Annotated in this window: 18 protein-coding genes; 7 read left to right on the top strand and 11 right to left on the bottom strand. The window is 72.5% G+C overall.

What is annotated here, in order from left to right; translation table 11 throughout:
- Positions 1 to 34: 34 nt before the first annotated feature.
- Positions 35 to 892, bottom strand: coding sequence for a BTAD domain-containing putative transcriptional regulator (locus ACIPSJ_RS39980; RefSeq protein ID WP_401353213.1), 858 nt, complete (start codon positions 890 to 892; stop codon positions 35 to 37).
- Positions 893 to 1,156: 264 nt separating this feature from the next.
- On the bottom strand, positions 1,157 to 2,137 hold the full coding sequence (locus ACIPSJ_RS39975; protein ID WP_401353211.1) for a DMT family transporter: 981 nt from the start codon (positions 2,135 to 2,137) through the stop codon (positions 1,157 to 1,159).
- Between the two features lie 557 nt (positions 2,138 to 2,694).
- Between ACIPSJ_RS39975 and ACIPSJ_RS39970 the strand changes: the two genes are divergently transcribed.
- The gene (locus ACIPSJ_RS39970) at positions 2,695 to 3,966 is read left to right on the top strand and encodes an FAD-dependent oxidoreductase (protein ID WP_401353209.1); all 1,272 of its coding nucleotides are present in this window, start codon (positions 2,695 to 2,697) and stop codon (positions 3,964 to 3,966) included.
- 94 nt (positions 3,967 to 4,060) lie between these two features.
- On the opposite strand, the gene ACIPSJ_RS39965 is transcribed toward ACIPSJ_RS39970, so the two are convergent.
- The 4 genes from ACIPSJ_RS39965 to ACIPSJ_RS39950 all read right to left on the bottom strand — a co-directional run bounded on the left by ACIPSJ_RS39965 (position 4,061) and on the right by ACIPSJ_RS39950 (position 7,184).
- On the bottom strand, positions 4,061 to 4,675 hold the full coding sequence (locus ACIPSJ_RS39965; protein ID WP_401353207.1) for a ScbR family autoregulator-binding transcription factor: 615 nt from the start codon (positions 4,673 to 4,675) through the stop codon (positions 4,061 to 4,063).
- A 198-nt stretch (positions 4,676 to 4,873) separates the two neighbouring features.
- A complete protein-coding gene (locus ACIPSJ_RS39960; RefSeq protein ID WP_355729000.1) occupies positions 4,874 to 5,539 on the bottom strand; it encodes a ScbR family autoregulator-binding transcription factor in 666 nt (221 codons plus the stop codon).
- A 143-nt stretch (positions 5,540 to 5,682) separates the two neighbouring features.
- A complete protein-coding gene (locus ACIPSJ_RS39955) occupies positions 5,683 to 6,456 on the bottom strand; it encodes an SDR family NAD(P)-dependent oxidoreductase (protein ID WP_401353204.1) in 774 nt (257 codons plus the stop codon).
- Positions 6,453 to 7,184, bottom strand: a complete 732-nt coding sequence (locus ACIPSJ_RS39950) for an HAD family phosphatase (RefSeq protein ID WP_359226066.1) — start codon at positions 7,182 to 7,184, stop codon at positions 6,453 to 6,455. Before ACIPSJ_RS39950 ends, ACIPSJ_RS39955 begins: the two co-directional genes overlap by 4 nt.
- Before the next feature lie 393 nt (positions 7,185 to 7,577).
- Between ACIPSJ_RS39950 and ACIPSJ_RS39945 the strand changes: the two genes are divergently transcribed.
- Positions 7,578 to 8,531 (top strand): ScbA/BarX family gamma-butyrolactone biosynthesis protein, encoded by a 954-nt coding sequence (locus ACIPSJ_RS39945; protein ID WP_401353202.1) that lies wholly within the window; start codon positions 7,578 to 7,580, stop codon positions 8,529 to 8,531.
- Positions 8,532 to 8,595: 64 nt separating this feature from the next.
- On the opposite strand, the gene ACIPSJ_RS39940 is transcribed toward ACIPSJ_RS39945, so the two are convergent.
- Positions 8,596 to 9,327 carry a lamin tail domain-containing protein gene (locus ACIPSJ_RS39940; protein WP_401353200.1) on the bottom strand — a complete coding sequence of 244 codons (732 nt, stop codon included), beginning with the start codon at positions 9,325 to 9,327 and terminating at the stop codon, positions 8,596 to 8,598.
- A 452-nt stretch (positions 9,328 to 9,779) separates the two neighbouring features.
- On the opposite strand from ACIPSJ_RS39940, the gene ACIPSJ_RS39935 reads away from it, so the two are divergent.
- The gene (locus tag ACIPSJ_RS39935; protein WP_359226062.1) at positions 9,780 to 11,114 is read left to right on the top strand and encodes a jacalin-like lectin; all 1,335 of its coding nucleotides are present in this window, start codon (positions 9,780 to 9,782) and stop codon (positions 11,112 to 11,114) included.
- Positions 11,115 to 11,177: 63 nt separating this feature from the next.
- Positions 11,178 to 11,663 carry a DUF5990 family protein gene (locus ACIPSJ_RS39930; RefSeq protein WP_401353198.1) on the top strand — a complete coding sequence of 162 codons (486 nt, stop codon included), beginning with the start codon at positions 11,178 to 11,180 and terminating at the stop codon, positions 11,661 to 11,663.
- Here the strand turns inward: ACIPSJ_RS39930 and ACIPSJ_RS39925 are convergent.
- Together ACIPSJ_RS39925 and ACIPSJ_RS39920 are read right to left on the bottom strand one after the other, a co-directional pair.
- Positions 11,642 to 13,279 (bottom strand): FAD-dependent monooxygenase, encoded by a 1,638-nt coding sequence (locus ACIPSJ_RS39925; protein WP_401353196.1) that lies wholly within the window; start codon positions 13,277 to 13,279, stop codon positions 11,642 to 11,644. The genes ACIPSJ_RS39930 and ACIPSJ_RS39925 overlap by 22 nt on opposite strands.
- Before the next feature lie 66 nt (positions 13,280 to 13,345).
- Positions 13,346 to 15,070 (bottom strand): sigma-54-dependent Fis family transcriptional regulator, encoded by a 1,725-nt coding sequence (locus ACIPSJ_RS39920; protein ID WP_401353194.1) that lies wholly within the window; start codon positions 15,068 to 15,070, stop codon positions 13,346 to 13,348.
- 165 nt (positions 15,071 to 15,235) lie between these two features.
- Between ACIPSJ_RS39920 and ACIPSJ_RS39915 the strand changes: the two genes are divergently transcribed.
- The 3 genes from ACIPSJ_RS39915 to ACIPSJ_RS39905 all read left to right on the top strand — a co-directional run bounded on the left by ACIPSJ_RS39915 (position 15,236) and on the right by ACIPSJ_RS39905 (position 20,480).
- Complete coding sequence (locus tag ACIPSJ_RS39915; protein ID WP_401353192.1) at positions 15,236 to 16,984, top strand: FAD-dependent oxidoreductase; 1,749 nt, start codon at positions 15,236 to 15,238, stop codon at positions 16,982 to 16,984.
- A gap of 72 nt (positions 16,985 to 17,056) precedes the next feature.
- Complete coding sequence (locus ACIPSJ_RS39910; RefSeq protein WP_355725662.1) at positions 17,057 to 17,971, top strand: YceI family protein; 915 nt, start codon at positions 17,057 to 17,059, stop codon at positions 17,969 to 17,971.
- 223 nt (positions 17,972 to 18,194) lie between these two features.
- Complete coding sequence (locus ACIPSJ_RS39905; protein ID WP_401353190.1) at positions 18,195 to 20,480, top strand: nitrate- and nitrite sensing domain-containing protein; 2,286 nt, start codon at positions 18,195 to 18,197, stop codon at positions 20,478 to 20,480.
- Positions 20,481 to 20,520: 40 nt separating this feature from the next.
- On the opposite strand, the gene ACIPSJ_RS39900 is transcribed toward ACIPSJ_RS39905, so the two are convergent.
- Both ACIPSJ_RS39900 and ACIPSJ_RS39895 read right to left on the bottom strand, forming a co-directional pair.
- Entirely contained in the window at positions 20,521 to 21,693 is a 1,173-nt protein-coding gene (locus ACIPSJ_RS39900; protein ID WP_401353188.1) for an AI-2E family transporter, read from the bottom strand.
- Positions 21,694 to 21,780: 87 nt separating this feature from the next.
- Positions 21,781 to 22,584, bottom strand: a complete 804-nt coding sequence (locus ACIPSJ_RS39895; RefSeq protein WP_401353186.1) for a serine hydrolase — start codon at positions 22,582 to 22,584, stop codon at positions 21,781 to 21,783.
- Between the last annotated feature and the right edge of the window lie 225 nt (positions 22,585 to 22,809).

Raw genomic sequence — 22,809 nt, 5'->3', positions numbered from 1 at the left:
GACGCGCGCGGGCCGCCGGGCCCGGTCGCAGGGCTCAGGGCACCCGTGCCAGGCCCCCGCCGGGTGCCGGTGCGGCAAGGTCGTCGTGGTGCGACGGCGTGCCCGGGTTCTCGGCGGTGGCCGTGAGGATGGCCTGCTGGAGGCGGCGCAGCCGTGGGGAGGGTTCCAGGCCGAGGTCCCTGACGAGGTGGGCGCGCAGCTGCTGGTAGACGTGGAGGGACTCGCTGCGCCGGCCCGAGCGGTACAGGGCCAGCATGAACTGGGCATGCAGGTTCTCGTGGGAGCGGTAGCGGCTGGTCAGCACGGTGAGCTCGGCCAGGAGTTCGCGGTGCCTGCCGAGGTGCAGATCGGCCTCGATGCGCTGGTCGAGGGCGCACAGCCGGCTCTCCTCCAGCCGCCGTGCCTCCACGGCCAGCTGGGCACCGGTGTGCACGTCGGCGAAGGGCGGGCCGGTCCACAGGTCCAGCGCCTGGCGCAGGATGCGTGAGGCGCCGGCGTGGTTCTCGTCGTCCATGGCGCGGCAGCCCAGTTCGACCAGCCGCTCGAACTCCGCGGTGTCGCTCTCGCCGCCTCCGGTGGCCAGCAGGTAGGCGCCCGGCAGGGTCGTCAGGACGTCCTTCGCGGACCGCTCCGGCGCGCCTCCGGAGTCGTCTCCCTCGCGCAGCGCGGTCGCGATGAGGTCGCGGAGCTGGAGCACATAGGTCTGCAGGGTGGTGCGGGCGCTGCGCGGCGGGGTGCCCGCCCACAGTTCCTCGACGAGGGTCGTGACGGTCACCACCTGGTCGGCGCGCACCGCCAGCAGGGCCAGTACCTGGCGGGGCTTCGGCGCGGTCGGGACGATCGAGATCCCGTTCTCCCGCACCCTCAGTGCACCCAGCAGCCCGATGTCCACACGCGTCTCCCTGATCCTCACACCTGACACTCCGCCAGTAGAAAACAGCACGAGCGGTCTGTCAACCGACCCGTCGCTAGGCCGTCTCTAATGAACCGCCGGAGAACGGCCGGAGGACTCCACACCTCCCCCGGGCCTCCCGAAATGGCCGCACAGCACTGCCATTTCGGGACCCACGGGGGCAAGCCGACATCCCCACGATCGTGCGACCCGGCCGTCCGGCCGCCAAGTCACCCACTATCGGCGGCCCTCACGAAACAGACCCTACGGTCGGTTACTTGACTGGGGCTCAGCCCGGCGCTCCCGGGTGAGCAGGACAACTCCCAGCGCCAGCACCGCCAGCCCGCACCAGGACACGGCCGGCAGGCGCTCGCCCAGGACCGCGACCCCCAGGACGGCGGCCACGGCCGGCTCGACCAGGGTCAGGGTCGTCGCGGTCTGGGCGGTGGTGTGCCGCAGGCCGTATCCGAAGAGCCGGTAGCAGAGGAAGGTGGTGACCACCCCGAGATAGAGGACGACCAGCGCGCCGCGCGCCGTCGGCAGCCACGGCCCGGCGCTCCACAGCACCACCGGCAGCACGAGCACCGCCGCTCCCCCGAACATCACGCCCATCACGGCGCCGGAGGCGTGTCCACGGGCGATGAGCTGTCCGCCGACCAGGGCGTAGACGGCGTACGACAGACCCGCCGCCGCTGCCAGCAGGACACCGGGCAGGTCGACGGGGGTGCCGGCGCCGGTGAGCCCGGGGCCGAGGACGAGCGCCACGCAGCCGAGGACGGCCGTGGCGGTCGCGGCCGCCCAGCGGACGGTCGGCCGGGACTGCCGGGTGAGCCAGGCGAGCAGGCCGGCGAGGACGGGGGCACCGCCGAGTGCGACCACGGTGGCCACGGCCACGCCGGTGCGTGCCACGGCGGGATAGAAGGAGAGCGGGTATCCGGACACCGCGAGGGCGCCCACGGCGAGCAGCCCGCGTTCGCCGCCGGTGCGGGTCCTGGGCAGGGAGCGGCCGCCGGGCGCGGTCAGGAACAGCAGGAGGCCGCCGAGGACCAGGCCGGCGGCGCCGACGGCGGCGGCCGGTGCTCCGGTGGGGGCGAGGGAACTGGCGGTCCCCGTGGTGCCCCACAGCACGGCGGCCGTGAGGATCGGCAGCGGCCCGGTGAGCAGGCCGGCGTGGCGGGCACGCGGGTGCGTGGGAGCCCGGCCGGTCAGGGCAGGGGAAGGCTGGGATGAGGTGTCGTCGGGCACAGTCGTGAACTTCCGTCGTCGAATACCGTCTGCGGACTGGTTTCGAAACGGGCGCACGTCACAGTCGCCCAGCCGCCGGGAGGCCCGGGCCGGAGCGTGGATTCAAGCCGTCAGCGGGTGCGCCCGGTCAGGCGCAGAGCGGCGGCAGAGCGACGTGCCAGTAGGTGTTCACCCGTCGATCGTACATGGGCGGCCGCGCCGCTCCCCTGTGTGACCGGCTCGTACGGCAGCGGGCGCACCGGAGGACCCGCCCCGAAGGGGTGCGCCTCGGCGAGGTCCCCGGCCGGTGGCGCTGCCGGAGCCCGCGCCGACCGATCTTGTCGGGCCGGTGATCGCCGAGACGCAACCCGCGTACGTCAATGACACGGTCGCCGTCGCTTGTCGTATAGTTCGACCAAGTTTTGGCCAACGTGCGTCGATATCGTTTCCCGGCGCCTGCTCGTGGGAGAGACTCACCCGCGGAGGGGGGACGGGCACGGCCGATTCACGCCGGGCGTGCCATCCCGCAGTGTCGCGTCGCCCAGGGGAGGGCGGCGAGCAGACCAGCGGAGGGATGCATGACGCAGTCGCTTCCGGGGCAGCGCCCTGCCCAGGAGCAGGCGTTCGCCGGCCACGGCCGGTCACCGGTCGTCGTGGTCGGTGCCGGGCCGTACGGACTGTCGGTGGCCGCCCACTTACGGGCGGCGGGGACACCGGTCCGTGTCTTCGGTGACGTGATGGGCAGTTGGCGGCACGCCATGGCCACCGGGATGTTCCTGAAATCGACGCCGGCCGCGACCGATCTGTCGGCGCCGGAGCCCGGTGGCCGGCTGGCGGACTTCCGGCGCGAGCACGGCGAGCCGGAGCTGACCGAACTGACCCCGATCCCGTGCGACGTCTTCGTACGGTACGGGCAGTGGTTCCAGAAGCGGTACGTCGGCGAGGTCGAGCCGGCCCGGGTGACCGCGGTCGAGCGACCGCCGTCCGGACCCGGCTTCCTGGTCCGGCTGGACGACGGGCAGGAGATGGCGGCCTCGGCCGTGGTGGTGGCGACCGGCCTGAACGGACTCGCCCATGTCCCGGCGGAGTTGCGGCAGCTGGTGCCCGAGGGGCCGGGTCCCCGGGCGCGGGTGTCGCACACCAGCCAGCACACCGATCTGTCGGTGTACGCGGGGCGGCGGGTGGCCGTCGTCGGCGGTGGCCAGTCGGCGCTGGAGAGTGCCGCGCTGCTGCACGAGGCGGGCGCCGAGGCGCAGGTCCTGGTGCGTGAGCCCAAGGTGCTGTGGGGCATGACCCCGGACCTGGCCCGGCCCTGGCCCCAGCGGCTGGCCAAGCCGGCCTCGCCGCTGGGCACCGGCTGGATCCTGGCGGCGGTCTGCGCGGCGCCGGGGAGTGTGCGCTGGTGTCCGCCGGCCGCCCGGCTGCTGCTGTTCCGGCGGGCGCTCGGCCCCTCGGGCGGCTGGTGGCTGCGGGACCGGGTCGAGGGGGTCGTGCGCGTGCGCACCTCGCGCCGGGTCACCGGTGCCGCGATGTCCGGGCCGGCGGTGCGGCTGGACGTCGCCGGCCCCGGCGGGGAGCGCGAGTCCCTCACCGTCGACCATGTGCTGGCGGCCACCGGTTACCGGCTGGACCTGGACGCCCTGCCGTTCCTGTCCGCGTCGGTGCGGCGCGCCGTGGCGTGCGTGCCGGGTTCGAAGGCGCCCGCGCTGCGCGGGACCTTCGAGTCGTCGGTGCCCGGTCTGTACTTCACCGGCTCGCTCGCGGCACCGATGTTCGGGCCGATGATGCGGTTCGTGGCGGGTACGGAGTTCGCGGCCGGCCGGATCGCCCGGCACATCGGGGCCGCCTGACGGCTCCGGGACGATTCCTGCCCCCGAAGTCGCATACGGCACGGACGGTTTGCCCGGCCGAACTCCCGTGTCCGCGCGCGCTGCTGACTCCGGGTCAGGAATCGGACCGGGCGGCGCCCACGAACTCGTTTCCGGGCGCCGCCAGTTGGGGCAGCACCAGTGACCAGAACTGTTCGACGTGCTGGGGCGAGATCCGGTCGTGATCCGCCGCGCCGAGCACCTCGAACCCGACCGTCGTGGCGACGATCACCGCGGCGACCCGGTCCGGCGACACTCCGTCGGCCAGTTCCCCCTCGCGCTGCGCCCGCAGCAGCTGTTCACACACCCAGGCGCGCCACCAGGACCCGAAGTCCGTGCCGTTCTTGCGCGAGGGGTCGACGCTCAGCTTGAAGCCGGCGCGGACGACCGCGTCGGTGGCGCCCGCGGCCAGCAGGTCCCGGGTGACCGTGATCAGCAGCCGCAGTGCGGAGGTGGCCGACCGCCGCCGCCCCGCGACCAGTTGCTCGACGGACTGCCGGGCCGCCCCCTCCACCTCGCAGGCGAGCGCGTCCTTGCTGGGAAAGTGGAAGTGCAGCGCGCCGGCGCTCACTCCCGCCCGCCGGATGATCGCGGGCAGCGAGGACAGTGCGTAGCCGTTGTCGGCAAAGTTCTCGGCGGCGGCCAGGACGAGTGCCTGGCGGGTTCGGGCCGCCCGGAGTTGCTTGACCATCGCGTCCCCCTGTTGATCCGGGCGAATCCGGGATCGCACGGTCCGGTTCCCCCTGGGCCTGCAACAATTGCGATCTGAGAACCCTAACAAAGAGCATGATTGGCAGGTTTCGCGGACATTCGGGGCAGTCCGCGATCCACCGCACGGCGGGTGGCACCGCCCAAAGAAAACCAGGCGGATGGTTTGGTCCGAGGCGGGTCAAGCCTCGGCGGTCACCGGTTCTTCCTGCCGCCGGCGTTCGACTTGCTCGACGACCCGGGCACCGCGGTCGGGTGCGGTGTCCAGCCGGATCAGGGCCGCCGGGGTCGCGATGGCCGGCAGTACGTGGTTGTAGAGGACGGAGATCCGGTCGTTCAGGTCCGTCCAGTCGGAGAGCGCCTCGGACATGAACTGGGTCCCGATCCAGGCCCCGAGGAAGCACTCCGCGGTCTCGCGGGGATCGACGTGCGGCAGCACCTCGCCGCGTTCCTTCGCCTCCACCAGCTTGCTCGTCACCAGTTCGGTCCAGGCGGGCCAGGCGCTGCCGAACAGCGAACGCCCCTGGAGGTCGGCGGACAGCCGTATCCCGGCGAGCAGGATGACCTCCTTGGGAATCCGGTGGGCCAGCGTCATGCCGATGTCCACCCACTCCTGGAGCTTCAGCTCGCGCGGCACCCAGTAGTCGTCACTGATCTGGGCGTTGATCACACCCCGGGCGAGGGCTTCCTTGGAGTCGAAGTGGAAGTACAGGGCACCCTTGGTGACTCCGGCCCGCTCAAGGATCTCGGAGATGGTCGCCGCCGTGTACCCGCGCTCGGCGAAGACCGCCGCGGCGGCCTCGACAACAGCACGCCGGGTCCGAATCGCACGCTCCTGACGCGCCATGCGGACCCCCTCCTGGTCAAAACAAAACCGGACGTGACGTACCTTACCCCAATCGGGGGTCCATATTTCGGCCGCGCAGGGCCGATTCCCGGTCGCTCCCGCGCCGTCGGCGCGGGAGCGTCGACGCGGGCTCGTCGGGCAGTTCACCAGGCGGTGCGTCCACCGTCCACGGTAAGTGTGGCACCCGTGACGAAGCTCGCCTTGTCGCTGCACAGCCAGGCGGCGGCCTCCGCGACCTCCTCCGGGTCGGCGGCGCGGGCCTGCGGGGCGGAACGGTAGGCGCGCGCCTCGTTCTCCGGCGACTTGGCGAACCACTCGTCGATCATCTCGGAGCGGGTCAGGCCCGGGGCGATGGCGTTCACACGGATGCGGTGCGGGGCGTACTCGACGGCCGCCGCCTTGGTGAGTCCGATCACCGCGTGCTTGGAGGCGATGTACGGCGCGGCCGTCGAGGAGGCGACCAGGCCGCCCACGCTGCTGGTGTTGACGATCGACCCGCCGCCGCTCTCCAGCATGGCCGTGATCTCGTGGCGCAGGCAGTTCCACACGCCCCGCACATTGGTCTCGGTGACGCGCTCGTAGTCGGCGTCGCCGATGAGGTGCAGGGGGGTCTTCGGCAGGGCGACGCCCGCGTTGTTGAAGGCGGCGTCGAGACGGCCGTACCGCTCGACGACGAACTCGACGGTGCGCCGCACCTCCTCCCCGTCGCGCACGTCCAGGGTGCGGTGGCTCGCCTGGGCTCCCCGGGCGCGCAGTTCGCCGGCGAGCTCGCGCAGCTTGTCGTCGCGGCGGGCGGTGACGACGACGGTGGCCCCCTGCCGGGCGAACACCCGGGCCGCGGCCGCGCCGATGCCGCTGCTGGCGCCGGTGATGAGGGCGACCCTGCCCGCCAGGACGGCTCCTTCCGCGGCGGTCACCGGGTCGCCTCGGAGACACCGGTGAGCGAGCCGGCGCCCTGCCAGACGGTGCCGAGCCCGGCCTCGCGGTCGACGGTGCGCAGGAGCTGTTCGTCGATCTCGGCGAGACCGCCGACCAGGTGCCGGACTCCGAGCTCGCGCATCAGCTCGGGCTGGAAGCCGTGTTCGAAGGTGCTGGGGTGGCCGACGAACGGCACGTCCAGCTCCTTGGCGTGGCCGGCGAACCGGGCCACGTCGTCGATGAAGAGGACCTGGTGGTAGTCGAGGCCGAAGTGGTCCTGGACGATCTCCCGGATGCCGGGGCGGACGGCATCGGTGCAGATGTAGCGCGGGGCGGTGAACAGCTGCTCCCAGGCGCCGAGATGGCGGCGGAAGTGGTCCTCGTCGAGACCGCCGTAGCAGACGACGTCGAGGCCCAGGGCGCGCAGCCGGTGCACGAGCTCCTCGGCGCCGTCGAGGGTGTGGACGGGGTGCGTGCGCAGATAGCGCTCGCGTTCGGCGAAGTAGTCGGCGATGGCCTCCCGCTCGCTCACCCCGGCGCCGGTCTCCTCCAGCAGCACCCGGGCGGCCGCGAGCCGGGACTGCGAGAAGAGCCGCTGTTCCAGCTCCCGGCTGTACGTACCGCCGTACTTGAGGACGAGGCGGTGCAGGACGGGGCTGAAGCTGTCGTTGAGCAGGACGCCGTCGATGTTGACGGCGGCGAGGCGCAGGGTGCGCAGCGCTTCCATCGGGGTCTCCCTCCCGCAGGCCGTTCGACAATCATGCAGTGGCTGTCGGGTCCGGAGGAGCGCGGGTACCGCGACAGGGCGTCAACTTCCGCGGGCCTGGCCGAAAGAGACCGCCGGACAGGTTTTGGCCGAATCGAACCGGGCTCGTCACCCACCGATAACCAGCCGTCGACATCTGACAGTTAGTCCGTTTTTCGCCGTGCCTTCGACTTGATTGAGCGCGAAAATACTTGGCCAAACCACTACTGAGCGGAGTCATGCATGTATCGAGTCGTACCACGCTTGGTGAATCCTTTACCTTGTGGCCGACCCGAGAAAACCGGTAGGTCCGTATCTTATAGGCGTCGAACAGAGCTTCAAGCCAACGAAGAGCGTTCCGACGGGGGGTTGTCGATGAGCCTGTCCGCCAGCGAGATCGGAGTCGGTCTGCCCGCACTGCCACGGCTGACCACCACGGTTCCCAAGGAGTACGTCCACCGGGCGTCCCTCGCCGAGGTGTTCCTCAGTGGCTGCACCGCCCAGGACGACGGGCAGCGGTTCTCCCTCACCGGACAGTGGCCGCGCGCCCATACGTTCTTCAACAGCGCCGACGGTTCGAGTCACGATCCGCTGCAGGCGGCAGAGACGTTTCGGCAGGCAGGCATGTTCGTGACCCACGCGGAGCACGAGGTTCCGCTCGGCCATCACTTCGTGCTGTGGTCGCTCAGCTGCCACGCCGATCTGGACCAGTTGCGGATCGACTCCCGCCCGACCGACTTCGACCTCGACGTGACCTGCCCGGACTCCGTACCGCGCGGCAGGGCGTCCGCGCGCCGGATGGACATCGGGTTCGCGCTGCGCAGGGACGGCCGGCCGGTGGCCCACGGCGACGGGCTGTACTCCGTCGTCACGCCCGCCGTCTACGCCCGGCTGCGGGCCAACCGCCCCGGACGGCCGCCGGTTTCGGGGGGACCGGCCGTCGCCGCCGGCCCGATGCCGCCGGCCGCGGTGGGCCGCACCTCCCCCGCCGACGTGGTGCTGACACCGACGGACACCCCGGACCGCTGGCTGCTGACCCCGGACCTGGACCACCCGATCCTGTTCGACCACGACGGCGACCATCTGCCGGGCATGGTCCTGCTGGAGGCCGCCCGCCAGGCCGCCTGCGCCCGGCTGGCACCCCGCGCGCTGATACCGGCGAGCACGTCCACGACGTTCAACCGGTACGTCGAACTCGACAGCCCCTGCTGGATCGACGTGACCGGGGTGACGCCCGGGAGCGACGACACGGTGACCGTCGAGGTCGTCGGCCGGCAGGACGGCGAGACCGTCTTCACCTCCACCGTCAGGGGACCGCTGGTCCGCTGACCGCCGCGGGACACGGCCGTGGCCGGACCCCGAAACCAGGGCCCGGCCACGGCGACCGCGCTCGTCAGTGACGGTGCCCGAACCCGCGGTGGTCGTCGGCGTCACGACCGTGGCCGACGTCGCGCCGGTCGTCCGCGTCCCGGCCGTGCCCGAACCCGCGGTGGTCGTCGGCGTCACGACGGTGGTCGACGGTGCGCCGGTCGTCCATGTCACGCCGGTGGTCGACGACGTGCCGGTCGTCCATGTCACGCCGGTGGTCGACGACGTGCCGGTCGTCCGCGTCCCGGCCGTGGCCGAAGGCGTGCCGGTCGTCCAGGTCGCGGCGGTGGTGCACACCCCAGGAGGCGGAGTCGACGTAACGCCCGCGGTCGGTGCGCAGGGTGACCGTGTCGGAGTCGTGGTTCAGCACCGAGCGGCGTCGGTCCTGGTACAGGTCCTGCACGGTGTCCCGGCCCTCCCCGGTGTGCACGCGGACCGTGGAGCGGCCCTCCAGCCGGTAGTGGTGGAAGGTGTAGCTCTGACCGTCGGCGTCCGACAGCGTCCAGCCGCTCAGGTTCACGTCCCGGCGGGAGGTGTTGGTGACGTCCACCCACTCCCGGTTCAGAGCGCGGTTGGAGAAGGCGGCGCGGCCCTGCACGTCGTGCTGGACGGCGCTGATGACGACCGCGTCGCGGGGCGCGGCCGCAGCGTGCGGGGCGGCGGCCGCGGCCGGCAGCGCCAGCGCGCCCACCAGGGCGGCGGCCACGGCGGTGGCGGAGCCGAGACGACGGGCGGTCACGGAAACGGAAACGGACACGAGGTCTCCCTTTGCAGGGTTCGAGGTGGCGGCCGGCCGGCCGCGCATCCACACCCTGCAACCCGGCCCGGTCACCTTCGGGACGCACACGACGCCTATTACACATCCTTCGCTTTCCTATGACTCTCGCATGTAACGTCCATTTATTAGGTGAATGGGAGGATTTGCACCGCCTTGACGGCCGATCGGCCCCGTGGGCAAAGGCCTGCGGCGCCTCCGCCGCACCACGGGCCACAGGGTGAACAGGGCCCTGGTCACCCGAAAGTGAGTAACAGTCACCGCCCGATCGGCCGCCCCGAGGCAGAAGTCGATCTTCCGGGTGTCACATGGAATTTCCCGACTCGTTGGTAACAAAGGGGGGTCGGGGGAAAGCGTTTGCCGCTACGGTTCGGCATGCCTCATTGGCATGCCCACAACCCGCAGCGCACACCCTCCCCGTAGGAGACACCCCCATGCGCAGACTCGTTGCCTGCCTGGCGGCCGCGGTCGCCGCCCTCGGCGGGCTCACGGCCGCGGCCACTCCGGCCGCGGCGGCCGGGGGCACGTTCAGCGTGCTCACGTACAACGTCGCCGGGCTTCCCGAAAGCCTGTCGAGCGCCTCCACCCCGCGCGACACCAGCACCACCGAGATCGGCACGCGGATCGCGCCGTACGACATCGTCAACGTCCAGGAGGACTTCAACTACCACGCGTACCTCTACGCCACCGACACCCACCCGTACCGCACCGCGACCAGCGGCGGCGCGGGCATCGGGAGCGGGCTCAACACCGTCTCGAACTACGCCTGGGACGGCGACGACTTCGAGCGCGTCGGCTGGAACTCCTGCCAGATCGACTCGGGCGACTGCCTCACGCCGAAGGGCTTCACCTTCATGCGCGAGCGGCTCGCCGAGGGCGTCTACGTCGACTTCTACAACCTGCACACCAACGCGGGCACGAACGACGGCGACGAGGCGTCCCGGGCCGACAACCTGAGCCAGCTGACCTCCTTCATCGGCACGCACTCGGCCGGCAACGCGGTCGTGGTCATGGGTGACACCAACACCCGCTACACCCGTTCCGCCGACACCATCGCGGAGTTCGCCTCGAACAACGGGCTCACCGACGCCTGGGTGCAGCTGATCCGCGGCGGCAGCGCGCCGGCCAAGGGCAGCGACGCGCTGGTCTGCGACCAGTCCGGGGCGACCGTGCCCAACACCTGCGAGGTCGTGGACAAGGTCCTCTACCGCAGCAGCAAGCTCGTCACCCTGAACGCGACCTCGTACAACAACGAGCACGCGAAGTTCCTGACCTCCGACGGGCTGATGCTCTCCGACCACGACCCGATCACGGTCGGCTTCTCCTGGACGCAGAACGCGAACTTCCAGCTGAGCGACCAGTTCGGCGGTCCGCACGGTGACTACTACCAGGACATCGACAAGGTGGCGGCCGGTGCCCGCGCCACCACCATCTCGCTGCGCACCGGCTCCCGGGTCGACCAGGTCGGCATCACCCTCGCCGACGGTACGACGCTCACCCACGGCGGCACCGGCGGCACCGCGTCCTCACTGACGCTGGGCAGCAGCGAGTACGTGACCACGGCGTACCTGTGCGAGGGCAAGTACAACAACACCACCCGCATCTTCTACGCCAAGTTCACCACCAACCTGGGCCGCACCCTCGCGGGCGGTGCGACGACCTCCGACTGCGTGACCCGCACCGCGCCGTCGGGCTGGCAGATCGCCGGCTTCCACGGCCGCTCCGGCGACGAGCTCGACAAGGTCGGCTTCATCTACACCAAGCGCTGACCCCACCGGGCCGGCCGGCGGACCTCACGGACGGTCCGCCGGCCGGTCGGTGATGATGGCCGTATGCGCATCCGCATCGACGCCACCGACCTGCCCGGACGCTCCTGTCCGGCGCCCGCGGACAGCGGTCTGTCCGGCTACGACGACATCCATGTGGCCGTGCAGCGCCGGAACCGTCCCGCCGAGCTGCTGGACCCGCAGCCCGGCGACGCCGTCACCGCGACCTGGACCCTGCCCTGCACGGCGGCGGTCACGGACGCGGGCGTCGACCTCACGGGGCCCTACGTCCAGGGCGGTCCCGGGGGCAGGTTCGTCTATCTGTCCTGGGGGGCCGTGGACGCGGGGGGCGGTTTGCGGATGTTCCGCCGGGCGAAGCTGATGCTCGACGCCGTCCCCGGCGCCGTGGCCCGGGCGGCGGCGCGGGACGGTCTGCTGGTCGGGCGGCTCGGGCTCACCGACGCCTGTGGCATGCCGCTGTGCGCACGGGTCGTACCGCCGGCCGTCGAGTGGAGCGCGGAGAGCGACGGTCAGCCGAGGGCCTCGCGGTAGTCGGCGAGGGCGGTCTCGGTGTCCGTGAGGGGGAAGCGGGCCGCGAGGTGGCCGTCGGGGCGGACGACGAAGCCGGTGGGTCCGTCGGGGCGGTACAGGCGCGCGAACTCGCCCGCCGCGTCGAGGTATTCGGGGACGAGGGGCACCGGGGTGCCCGCCTCCTCGCGGATGACCAGGACGTCCCAGCCGGGGACGAGCACGGCCTTGATCAGGTCGGTGGGGTCCGCCGCGTAGAGGAGCACGACATGGCCGGGGCGGTCGCGCAGCACGTCGAGCAGGCGCAGCGGGTAGGCGGCCAGGGGTGTGGTGAGACCGGCGCAGTCCGGGGCGCGGTCGCCGGGTTGCGGGGCGGTCGGCGGGCCGTGCGGGGTGGTGGCGAGAGGGCCGTCCCGGTAGCCGACGAGGAGCTGGGCCTCGCGGAGCAGCACCGTCGCCGGGTCGTCGGGGTCGGCCTCCATGCCGTGCACGGCGTGGCGGACGGTGCGGCCGACGACCTCCTCGCCGACCGGGCGGCGCTCGGCGTCGTAGCTGGCGAGCAGGGCGGGTCCGGCCCCGCCGCGCAGGACGAGGGCGAGTTTCCAGGCCAGGTTGCAGGCGTCCTGGATGCCGGTGTTCATGCCCTGGGCGCCGGTGGGCGGGTGGATGTGGGCGGCGTCGCCGGCGACGAAGACGCGTCCGTCGGCGTAGCGGTCGACGATGCGGTGGCTGATCCGGAACACGGAGGACCAGCGCAGCTGGGAGAGCGTGGCGGCGCGGGGGCCGAGGCGGTCCACGACGGTCTGGAGGTCGGGCAGTTCGGGGAGCCTGCCGCCCAGCGGGCCGTGGGCCACGCCGTCGGCGTCGGCCGTGCCCCGGGCGGAGAGTCCCGGCGGGACCGTCATCGACATGCGGTAGCGGCCCGGTCCGGGCAGCGGAATGCAGACCAGCAGGTCGTCCGTGGCGCCGTCGGCGTCCCGGTGCACGGACCGGATGCCGTACCCCTCGGGCAGGTCCCAGTCGGCCACCACGTCGCCGAGCATGTACTCCTCGGCGAAGGCGCCGCCCGCGAAGTCGAGGCCGAGGCCCTTGCGGACGGTGCTGTGCGCCCCGTCGCAGCCGAGCAGATAGCGGACGCGCACCTCCTCCTCGGCGCCCGCGGCCGTGCGCAGCCGGGCGGTGACCCCGTCCTCGCCCTGGGCGAAGGAGAGCAGTTCGGTGCCGCGTTCCACGACCGTGCCGAGGCCGTTCGCATACTCCTCGACGATCCGTTCGACCTCGTACTGCGGCAGCGCCGCGAACCCGTACGGCACCTCGGGCGGCAGCGTCAGCTCGATCCGGCCGGTTTCCTCGCCGTTGACGTAGAGCAGCTGCCCGCGGATCGGTGTGGCCTGCTCGACGACGGTGCGGGCCAGGCCCATCCGGTCCCAGAGTTCGAGGGTGCGCGGCTGGATGCCGACCGCCTTGGCGTACGGCAGCCGGGCCGGGAGCCGGTCGACGAGGCGGCAGTCCGCTCCGTGCCGGCCCAGTTCGGCGGCGGCGCTCAGCCCGACCGGGCCGGCGCCCACGATGAGGACGTCGGTGGTGTGCGTCACGGGTGTCTCCCAGCAGGTGGCCCCGGACCGGTTCCGTCCCTCCATGGTGGCCCCGGCACGGGCGGGCGGCGAGCCGAGCCGCCCGCGCCGGGAGGGGCGGCGCCCGGACGGTCAGCCGTGGGAGCCGTAGGCGCGCAGCTTGCGGTACAGCGTCGCGCGGCCGATGCCCAGGGCGGCCGCCGCCCGGGCCTTGTTGCCGCCGTGCCGGCGCAGGGCTTCCAGGATGGCGGTGCGTTCCGCGTGCTCCATGGGGCTCAGCGCGCGCCCGGCGGGTCCCTCGCGCACGGGATCGGGCAGTTCGGCCCGGCGCACCGGCCCCGTCGTCCGGCGGCGTCGCGCCAGGGACCGTACGACATGGGCGAGTTCGGTGACGTTGCCCGGCCAGGGGTACCGCTCCAGTGCGCGCCGGGCGTCCAGCGACCAGGTGAGCGGGGGCAGCCCGGGCTCCGGTGCCGGGGTCACGGCGGTGAGCAACTCCCGGATGTCCTCGGGGCGTTCACGCAGCGCGGGCAGGGTGACCGAGCGGGCGGCGAGGGTGTCGAGGAGCCGCTGGAGGCACGGGCCGGGTGGCGCTCCCGGCGTGTAGGTGACCAGCAGGGGGATGTCCGGGCGGTCTTCGAGCAGGGTGACGAGGGCCGCCACGTCCGGCTGGGCCAGGCGCTCGGCGTGGCGGAGCACGAGGCTGCCGCGCGGGTCGGCGGGCAGTGCCTCGTGCACTTCCCCCTCGGCCGCGTCGAGGACGAGCGGGTCGGGTTCGTCGAGCAACTCGCGGGCCAGGAAGGTCTTTCCGGTACCCCGCTCGCCGACGAGCAGCAAGGGGGCGCGGGTGGTGGCCAGTTCGGCCGCGCGTTCGGTGGCGTGCCGCCACGGCACCGACTGCCCGGCCAGGGTGGTCGACGGCCGACCGGCGGGGGCGGCCGGTTCGCGGTCGTGGGCCGGGCGCAGTACGGCGACGGCGCCGACGGTCTCGCCCCGGTACCGGACGGGTTCGGCCTCCGCGCCGTACGGGAGCCGGGTGCCGGGCGTGTCCTGGCGCGCCTGCGCGTGCACGGCACGTTCCAGGTCGTCGATGTCCCGGGCCGACAGCAGCCGGCCCGCCGCCTCGTTCACCAGCCGGCTGTGACCGGCGAAGGCCACCACCGGCCGGTCCTGCCCTTCGTCCGCCGCGAGATAGGCGTCCAGCAGGGCCCGCTCCGGCGGCCGGGCGTACGTGCGCAGTTCCGCCTCCACGGCGGCGGCCGCCGCCTCGGCCAGGGCGGCCTGCGGATGCGGCGCGCAGCCGGCGCACAGGGCCGACGCCACCGTGACCGTGCCGGCCGGCCTGCCGTCGCCGGGGGCCCGCAGCGGCACGCTCACCGCGGAGACCTCCTGCCAGACGTCGAGGAAGTGCTCGGGTCCGTGCACCTCGGCACGGTGGCCGGTGCGCAGGGCCAGGGCCGCGCTGTTGGGGCCGACGCGCTGTTCGGAGAGGTCCGGGCAGTGCGTGTCGTACGGGGCGTGCCCGGCGGACCACAGCACCCGCGGCCGGGCGTCGGTGAGGACGAGGGTGGTGCGCTCGTGGCCGAGCAGCGGGCGGAGCCGCTCCAGCACCGGCCGGGCGGCGTCGAGCAGGGCGGGGTCGGCGGACCGCGGGGGCCGGGCGGTGAGGGATTCCGCGCCGTCGGGCCGTACACCGTGGAAGCGGGCGCGCCGCCAGGCGGCGGCGACCTCGTCGGGCACGTCCTCCGACAGCGGGTGTCCGGCGAGGAAACGGGCGCGGGCCCGGCGCAGTTGGCCCAGGGTGGGAGGGGCCGAGGGGTGCCGCTCGGCCGTGGGGGGATGCTCTGCGGTGGTCATGGCGTCCCTCACCGTACCGGGAACAGTTGAAGGAGCAACGACCGGTGCGCCCCGCCGGGTTCCGCCGTACACCGCGTGTCTCGGATTGAGACACCCATGGCGGCGCGGAACGTTTCATGATCTTGAACGGTCGGTTTCCGCCCTTCCCCCTCCGGAGCGTTCCCCGTGCACACCGATGTCGTGACCGACGTCCTGATCGTGGGCAGCGGCCCGGCCGGCGCCTCCGCCGCGCTGGCCCTGAGCACCTACGGCGTACGGAACATGGTCGTCACCCGTTATGCGAGCCTCGCCGACACCCCGCGCGCCCACATCACCAACCAGCGCACCATGGAGGTCCTGCGCGACCTGGGCGTCGAGCAGGAGGCCCTCGCGAAGGCCACCCCGCAGCACCTGATGGGGAACACCACCTTCTGCACCAGCCTGGCCGGCGAGGAGCTGGGGCGGGTGCGGTCGTGGGGCAACGAGCCGCTGGTGCAGGCGGCGCACGAGCTGGCCAGTCCTACGGTGATGTGTGACATTCCACAGCACCTCATGGAGCCGGTCCTGGTGGACGCGGCCGTCGCCCGCGGCACCGTCTTCCGCCACAGCACCGTCTACAAGTCGTTCACGCAGGACGCGGACGGGGTGACCGTCACCGTCGAGGACCGGGTCCGCGGTGACGAGTACACGATCCGGGCCAAGTACCTCATCGGCGCGGACGGCGGGCGCTCGCAGGTGGCCGAGGACGCCGGGCTGCCGATGGGCGGTCAGATGGGCGTCGCGGGCAGCGTCAACATCGTCTTCGACGCCGACCTGAGCAAGTACACCGCCCACCGCCCCTCCACCCTGTACTGGGTGCTGGCCCCGGGCGCGACGGTCGGCGGTATCGGCGCGGGCCTGGTGCGCTGTGTGCGCCCGTGGACCGAGTGGCTGATCGTGTGGGGGTACGACGTCACGGCCGGCGCCCCCGACCTGACCACCCAGTACGCGGAGTCGGTCGTCCGCCAGCTGATCGGCGACGACGAGATCCCGGTGACCGTCAAGTCGTCCTCGGCGTGGACGGTGAACGAGATGTACGCCGAGACGTACTCCAACGGCCGGGTCTTCTGCGCCGGGGACGCCGTGCACCGGCACCCGCCGTCCAACGGGCTCGGCTCGAACACCTCCATCCAGGACTCCTACAACCTGGCCTGGAAGCTGAAGCTGGTCCTCGACGGCACCGCCGGCCCCCGGCTCCTCGACACGTACACGGCCGAACGCGCGCCCGTCGGCCGGCAGATCGTGACCCGCGCCAACAAGTCGATCGGCGAGACGGCCCCGATCTTCGAGGCGCTCGACGGTCTCACCCCGCAGACCCCCGAACAGCTCTGGGCCAACATCGCCGCCCGCAAGGAGGCCACCGAGGCCGCCGAGAAGCAGCGGGCGCGGCTGCGGGACGCGATCGCCCACAAGGTGTACGAGTTCAACGCGCACGGCGTGGACCTCAACCAGTGCTACTCCGCCGGGAGTTCGACCGCCGTCGTGCCCGACGGCACCCCCGACCCCGGCTTCGCCCGCGACCCGGAGCTGTACCACCAGCCCAGCTCCCGCCCGGGCGCCAAGCTCCCGCACGCCTGGATCACTTCGGGCACGCGGACGGTGTCCACCCTGGACACCGTCGGCAAGGGCCGGTTCACCCTGCTGACCGGCATCGGCGGCGAAGGCTGGCTGCGCGCCGCGCGGGCCCGCTCCCTCGACATCGCGACGGTCGTCATCGGTCCCGGCCAGGAGTACGAGGACCCCTACGGCGACTGGGCGCGGCTCCGTGAGGTGTCCGACGCGGGCGCGCTGCTGGTGCGCCCCGACGGGTACGTGGCCTTCCGGCACGAGAGCGCCGCCGAGGACGCGGAGGAAGTGCTGGCCCGGGCGCTCGGCCGGATCCTCGGCCGTGACTGACCGATCCCCCCGGGGCCGTGGCGGCGGCGAGGCTGCCGTCGCCGGCCCCGACACTCACGAAAGGTGAACGGCATGGCCCTCGGGCTGCTCAGGCGCCGGTGGTCCAAGGACGCCCCGGCCCGCACCGCAGGTCTCACCCTGCCCCTCCCGCCCGGCGCGGGCGGTGTCGCCCGGACCGTCCTGGACCCGGTCGACCAGCCGCTCGGCGGCGCCGAGGTCACGGTCACCGCGCTGGACACCCACCAGGTGGCCGCGCGGGGCACCACCGACCCCTTCGGCTTCTTCATGGCGGCGCTGCCGCCCGGGCGTTACAGCATGCTGATCATCGCCGAGGGGCTGGACCCGCACCGGGAGACGGTCGAGATCGTCGCCGACAGCTGCCCGGCGCCCGCGGGGATCCGGCTGCAGCCGGCCCGGCAGCTGCCGCTGCCGCCGACCGGCGGCTGGGTCTTCGATCCGCCGCACACCGCGATCCGGTTCATCGCCAAGCATGTCGGCATGGCCCATGTGCACGGCCGTTTCGAGCGGTTCGACGGTGCGATCGACGTCGCCCCGGACATGAGCCGGTCGACGGTCCGGGTGCGCATCGACGCGTCGAGCATCACCACCGGGAACACCACCCGCGACAACCACCTGCGGTCCGGCGACTTCCTGGACGTCGAGCGGTACCCGTACATCGACTTCGTCAGCACGCGCTTCGCCTACCGGGGCGGCAGCAAGTGGACGCTGCTGGGCACCCTGACGATGCACGGCGTCAGCCGCTCGGTGTCGCTCGACACCACCTATCTGGGCACGGTCAACGGCGGGTACGGCGAGGAGCTGCGCTGTGCCGCGCTCGCCACGGCGGAGCTGCACCGGGAGGACTACACCCTCAACTGGCGGTCGATGCTGGCCCGCGGCATCGCGGTGGTGGGCCCGACGGTGCAGCTGGAGCTGGACGTCCAGGCGATGTACCGCTCGTCGGACACGCCGACGCCGCCGGAGTAAGCGCTGACCGTTCGTCCCGTCGGACGCGTCACCAGGTATCGGTCTTCCGCCCGATGGTCCGTGCGTTGACCACCGATGGTTTTCGTTGAGATTTGCACCACTTGAGAGAAACCGCTTCACTCAAACACCAGCCGAAATCGATCGCTGGGTGTTAGAACTTGGCCACTGAACGTCGGGCTGCGCACAGCCCTGCACACCATTCCTGTTGTGAAATGGGACGATCTTGTCCAAGCTCAGACCCCTGACCGGCAATTGGCGCGTCGCACGACGCCTCCAGGCCATTCTGCTCATCCCCGTGCTCGTCGCCCTCGCCCTGGGCGGCGTCCGGGTGAAGAACTCGATCGACACCCTGCGCGACGCCAACGACGCCGTGCACGTCGCGGAGTTGGTGCAGGCGGCCAACGCCTACGCCAGTGACGCGATCAACGAGCGGGACGTGTCGGTCATCCCGCTGCTGGAGGGCAAGCGCGACGCGCCGGCCGTGCTGGCGGCACGCAAGGTCACCGACGCGGACGCGGCGGCCTTCGACCGGGCGGTGGAGCGCGCGCCCAGAACGGCGGGCCTGACCAGGCGGATCGAGCTGGTGCGGGCGGGCGAGAAGCAGTTGCCCGCGGTGCGGGCCGACGCGTTCTCGTCCAAGCTCACGGGCGTGCAGACGGAGGAGAGCTACCATGCCGTCCAGCACCCGCTGATGGAGATCTCCAACGAGCTGGGCTTCGGCAGCAGCAACCAGGCGAGCTTCGGGCGCACCCTGTACGCCATGTCCCTGACCCAGGCCGCCGAGTCCCTGGTGCGTTCCATCGGCACGCATCTGCTGGTCGAGGACCGCGCCGCCCTCTCGGAGGGCGAGCTGCAGAACCAGCTGGGCTCGTTCAGCTCCTACGCCTACCTGGAGCAGGTGGGACTGCAGGAGTACGCGGGCGCCGGCACCGCCGGTGACATGACCCGGCTGCGGGCGGCGCTGACGGCCGCCCAGAAGAAGGGCGTGGAGCAGACGACCAAGGCCGCCGAGCAGGCCAAGGCGGCGGGCGCGACGTTCGTGGTCCCGCCGAGCCGCGCCAAGATGATCAGCGAGATCGCCAGTGGGAAGTCGACCGAGGAGCTGGCGGCCGAGGGCATCACGCCCGAGTCGTTCTTCGCCGCGCACGCGCTGGTCTTCGACGCCTACCGGAGTATCGAGGTCCGCCTCACCGACACGGCGCTCGCCGACGCCCGGAAGGTCGCCGACGACGCCCGCCGGGACGCGATCGTCAACGGCTCGCTCGCCCTCGGCGCGGTCCTGGTGGCGGTGCTGCTCGCGGCCTGGGTGGCCCGCTCGATGAGCCGGGGCATGCGCCGGCTGAGCGCCTCGGCGATCGCGATCGCCGAGCAGCGGCTGCCGGCCGTGATCACCCAGCTGTCCCAGGCCGTGCCCGGCCAGGTGGACACCAAGGTCGCGCCGATCCCGATCACCACCACCGACGAGATCGGGGAGGTGGCCCGCGCCTTCGACCATGTGCACCGGGAGGCGGTCCGGCTGGCGGCCGAACAGGCCCTGCTGCGCGGCAACATCAACACGATCTTCACCAACCTGTCCCGCCGCAACCAGTCGCTGATCGAGCGTCAGCTCGCCCTGATCACCGACCTGGAGGAGCGCGAGGCCGACCCCGAGCAGCTGTCGAACCTGTTCCGGCTGGACCACCTCGCCACCCGTGTGCGCCGCAACGGCGAGAACCTCCTGGTGCTCGGCGGTGAACGGCCCACCCAGCAGTGGGACCGTCCGCTGCCCCTCGTCGACGTGCTGCGGGCGGCGGCCTCCGAGGTGGAGCAGTACGAGCGGATCGAGATGGCGGGCATCCCGGAGGCCGAGATCCACGGCCGTGCCGTCACCGACCTGGTACATCTGCTCGCCGAGCTCCTGGAGAACGCGACAGCCTTCTCCTCGCCGCGCTCGGCGGTCCGGGTCACCGCGACCCGGCTGCCCGACACCCGGATCATGATCGAGATCCACGACAAGGGCATCGGCCTGGCGCCCGAGGACTTCGCCCTGATCAACCACAAGCTGGCGAACCCGCCGACCGCCGATGCCGACGTCTACCAGCACATGGGCCTGTTCGTGGTGGGCCGGCTGGCCGACCGGCACGGCGTCCGGGTCCAGCTGCGCCCCGCCGCCGGGGAGTCCGGGACGACCTCGCTGGTGATGCTCCCCGGCACCATCACCTGGCACAGCGACACCGAGGCGGACGCCGACACGCTGGCCCTGGCGACGCTCAAGGCGCGCGGCGCGCCCGGGCTCGCGGACCTGCTCGCGAGCGGGCCGACCGACCCGTTCGGCGCGCACGAGGCCTGGGACGACGGATTCACGACGACCGGCTCCCGCCCACCGTCGCCGTCCGACTTCCCCGCGCCCTCGCCCTCCGGCTCCGCCGCGCCGTCCGGCTTTCCTCCCGTGCAGCCGGGTCCGCCCCAGGCATCCCCTCTGCCCCGTCGCACTCCGCGGCGCGGTCGTCGCCCGGCCAAGGACGGCTGAGCCCGGGATCGCCGGAGCGCGGGAGCCAGAGAGTCCTGGATCACGGCGGTGGCGCCGGGCGCAGGGCCCGCACCACCGCCCAGATGACGGAGATGAACGGTACGGCCACCACGGCGCCGATCACCCCCGCGACGATGCTGCCCGCGATGACGGAGACGGCGACGACGAGGGGGTGCAGGCGGACCGCCCAGCTCATCACGAGGGGGTGCAGCACATGCCCCTCGAGCTGGCCGATGACGACGATGAGCACCAGGACGGCGGCGGCCGTGAGCGGGCCCCGCCCGGCCAGCGCCACCACGGTGGCCACGCCCAGCGCCACCGGCGAGCCCACCAGCGGGACGAAGGCCGCGAAGAACTCCAGCAGGGTCAGCGGCAGCGCGAGCGGCACCCGCAGCACCACCAGGGCGATGCCGACCAGCACGGCGTTGGCGGCGGCCACGATGATGATCCCGCGGGTGTAGCCGGCGAAGGTCCGCCAGGCGGCGTGCCCCGCCCGGTCCCACGCGGACCGGGCGCCGGCGGGCAGCAGCTCGCGGCTCGTCCAGGCCCACAGCCGTTCCCCGGAGTTGATGAAGAAGACCGAGGCGAAGAGCGCGAGCGCGCCCCCGGTGATCAGCTCGACGAGTGTGCCGAAGCCGCTGAGCGCCCTGCTGGCCAGGTTGGAGCGGTGGGACTGGATGTAGTCGACGATCTGCTGCTGGAGGTGCGACAGGGCGCCCGGGCCGAGCCGGAAGGGCGGGCGCTGGAGCCAGACCTCGATGCGATGGATGCCGCCGCGGAACTCGTCGGCCAGGGTGGCGGACTCCTGGGCGACCGCGTTGCCCACCAGGGCCAGCAGCCCGAAGAACAGGCAGATGCTGCCGACCAGGCTCACCGCCACGGACACCGGCCTCGGCAGCCACCGGCCCAGCAGGTCGGCCGGGGGACGCAGCACCGAGGTGATCACCAGGGCCAGGAACAGGGCGACGGCGATCAGCTGGAAGCGGCCGAGGACGATGAAGACGCCGTAGACGACGATGCCGACGGCGAGCAGCCGCCAGGCGTAGGCGGCGGCGATCCGCAGGGCGGGGACGACGACCGCGGAGGCGGTGGCGCGCGGGGCGCTGGCCCGCTTCGGGATCCGTCCCGCGCGTGCGCTCCGGGTGCCGGGCGCCGTGTCACGCGTCCGGTGCGCCCGGCCCCGCCCGGCCGCCGGACCGCCCGCACCCGCCACTCTGCCTCCCGCTGCCGGCCTCCGTCGCCCTTGAGAGCACGTTAGGGGCAATTCGGGCAGCGGGCGGGGTGCACTGCGCCAAGGGGGTCAGTGGGCCGCCGTCGCGGAGACGGCCGTACGGGCGGCCCGTTCCACCAGCTGCACGCCGTCCGGCATGGTCGTGCTGCCGTTGGAGAGGACCGCGACGAGGTAGTGGTGGCCGCCGGCCGTGACGCGTCCGACGCTGTTGACGTCCCAGCGCTTGGTGGTGGTGCGCATGAGCCAGCCGTTCTTCAGCGCCCATCCGGAGTCGGCGGCGGCCGAGACGCCCCAGGACTGGTCGGCGGAGATCTCGGTCATCAGGGTGGTGATACGGGTGCGGGCGGCCGTGTCGAGGGGCGTGCCGCCGGTGCCGAAGACCGCGCTCAGCAGCCGTATCTGATCGGCCGCGGTGGTCCGGGTGAGCCCCCAGCGGCCGCCGAGGCCGCCCGTGGTCTCGGTGAGTCCGAGTCGCTTGTTGGCCGACTCCAGGCCGGACGCCTGGCCGATGGCCTCCCACAGGGCGCTGGCCGCGTCGTTGTCGCTGTCGCGGATCATCACCTCGGCCTGGGCGCTCTCCCGCGCGGTGAGCGCGCGGTGGTGGTCGTGCGCGTGCAGCAGCAGCGCGGCGAGGATGTCGACCTTGACGATGCTGGCCGTGTCGTACGGCGCGTCGTCGCCGTAGACGACGGGCTCCTTGCCGGTGCCGTCGAGGTCGAGCACGGCGGCGGTCACGCGCGCGGCGTCCGGCGCCTGCACGGTGGTGCGGAAGTCCGCGGCGGCCGGGCCGGTGCCGGCCGCCAGGGCCGCCGGCGCGGCTCCGGCGAGCAGGGACACCACCGCGGCCACGACGGAGAGAGTGCGGTTGAGCATGCCAGGGGGCCTCGGCAGTTCTACTGGAAGGGACAAGGGACACGGAGGGGACACAGAACTGCGAACGTAGACAAAACGCGCGCCCGGCGACATGACGACCGCCACGAAGGGCCCGCTTTGTGAGCAGGGCAACAGAGACGGACACGGTCCGGTGGCCGGAACCTTCCGCTGTCCGGAAGCAGAATTCCGCATGCCTCATCGGGGCCCGTACGGGGGAAGAATGTG

It is taken from the genome of Streptomyces sp. NPDC090088 (assembly GCF_044747345.1).
Lineage (GTDB): Bacteria > Actinomycetota > Actinomycetes > Streptomycetales > Streptomycetaceae > Streptomyces.
Note: the sequence above shows the minus strand (reverse complement) of the source record. Positions and strands in the feature narration are given on the sequence as shown.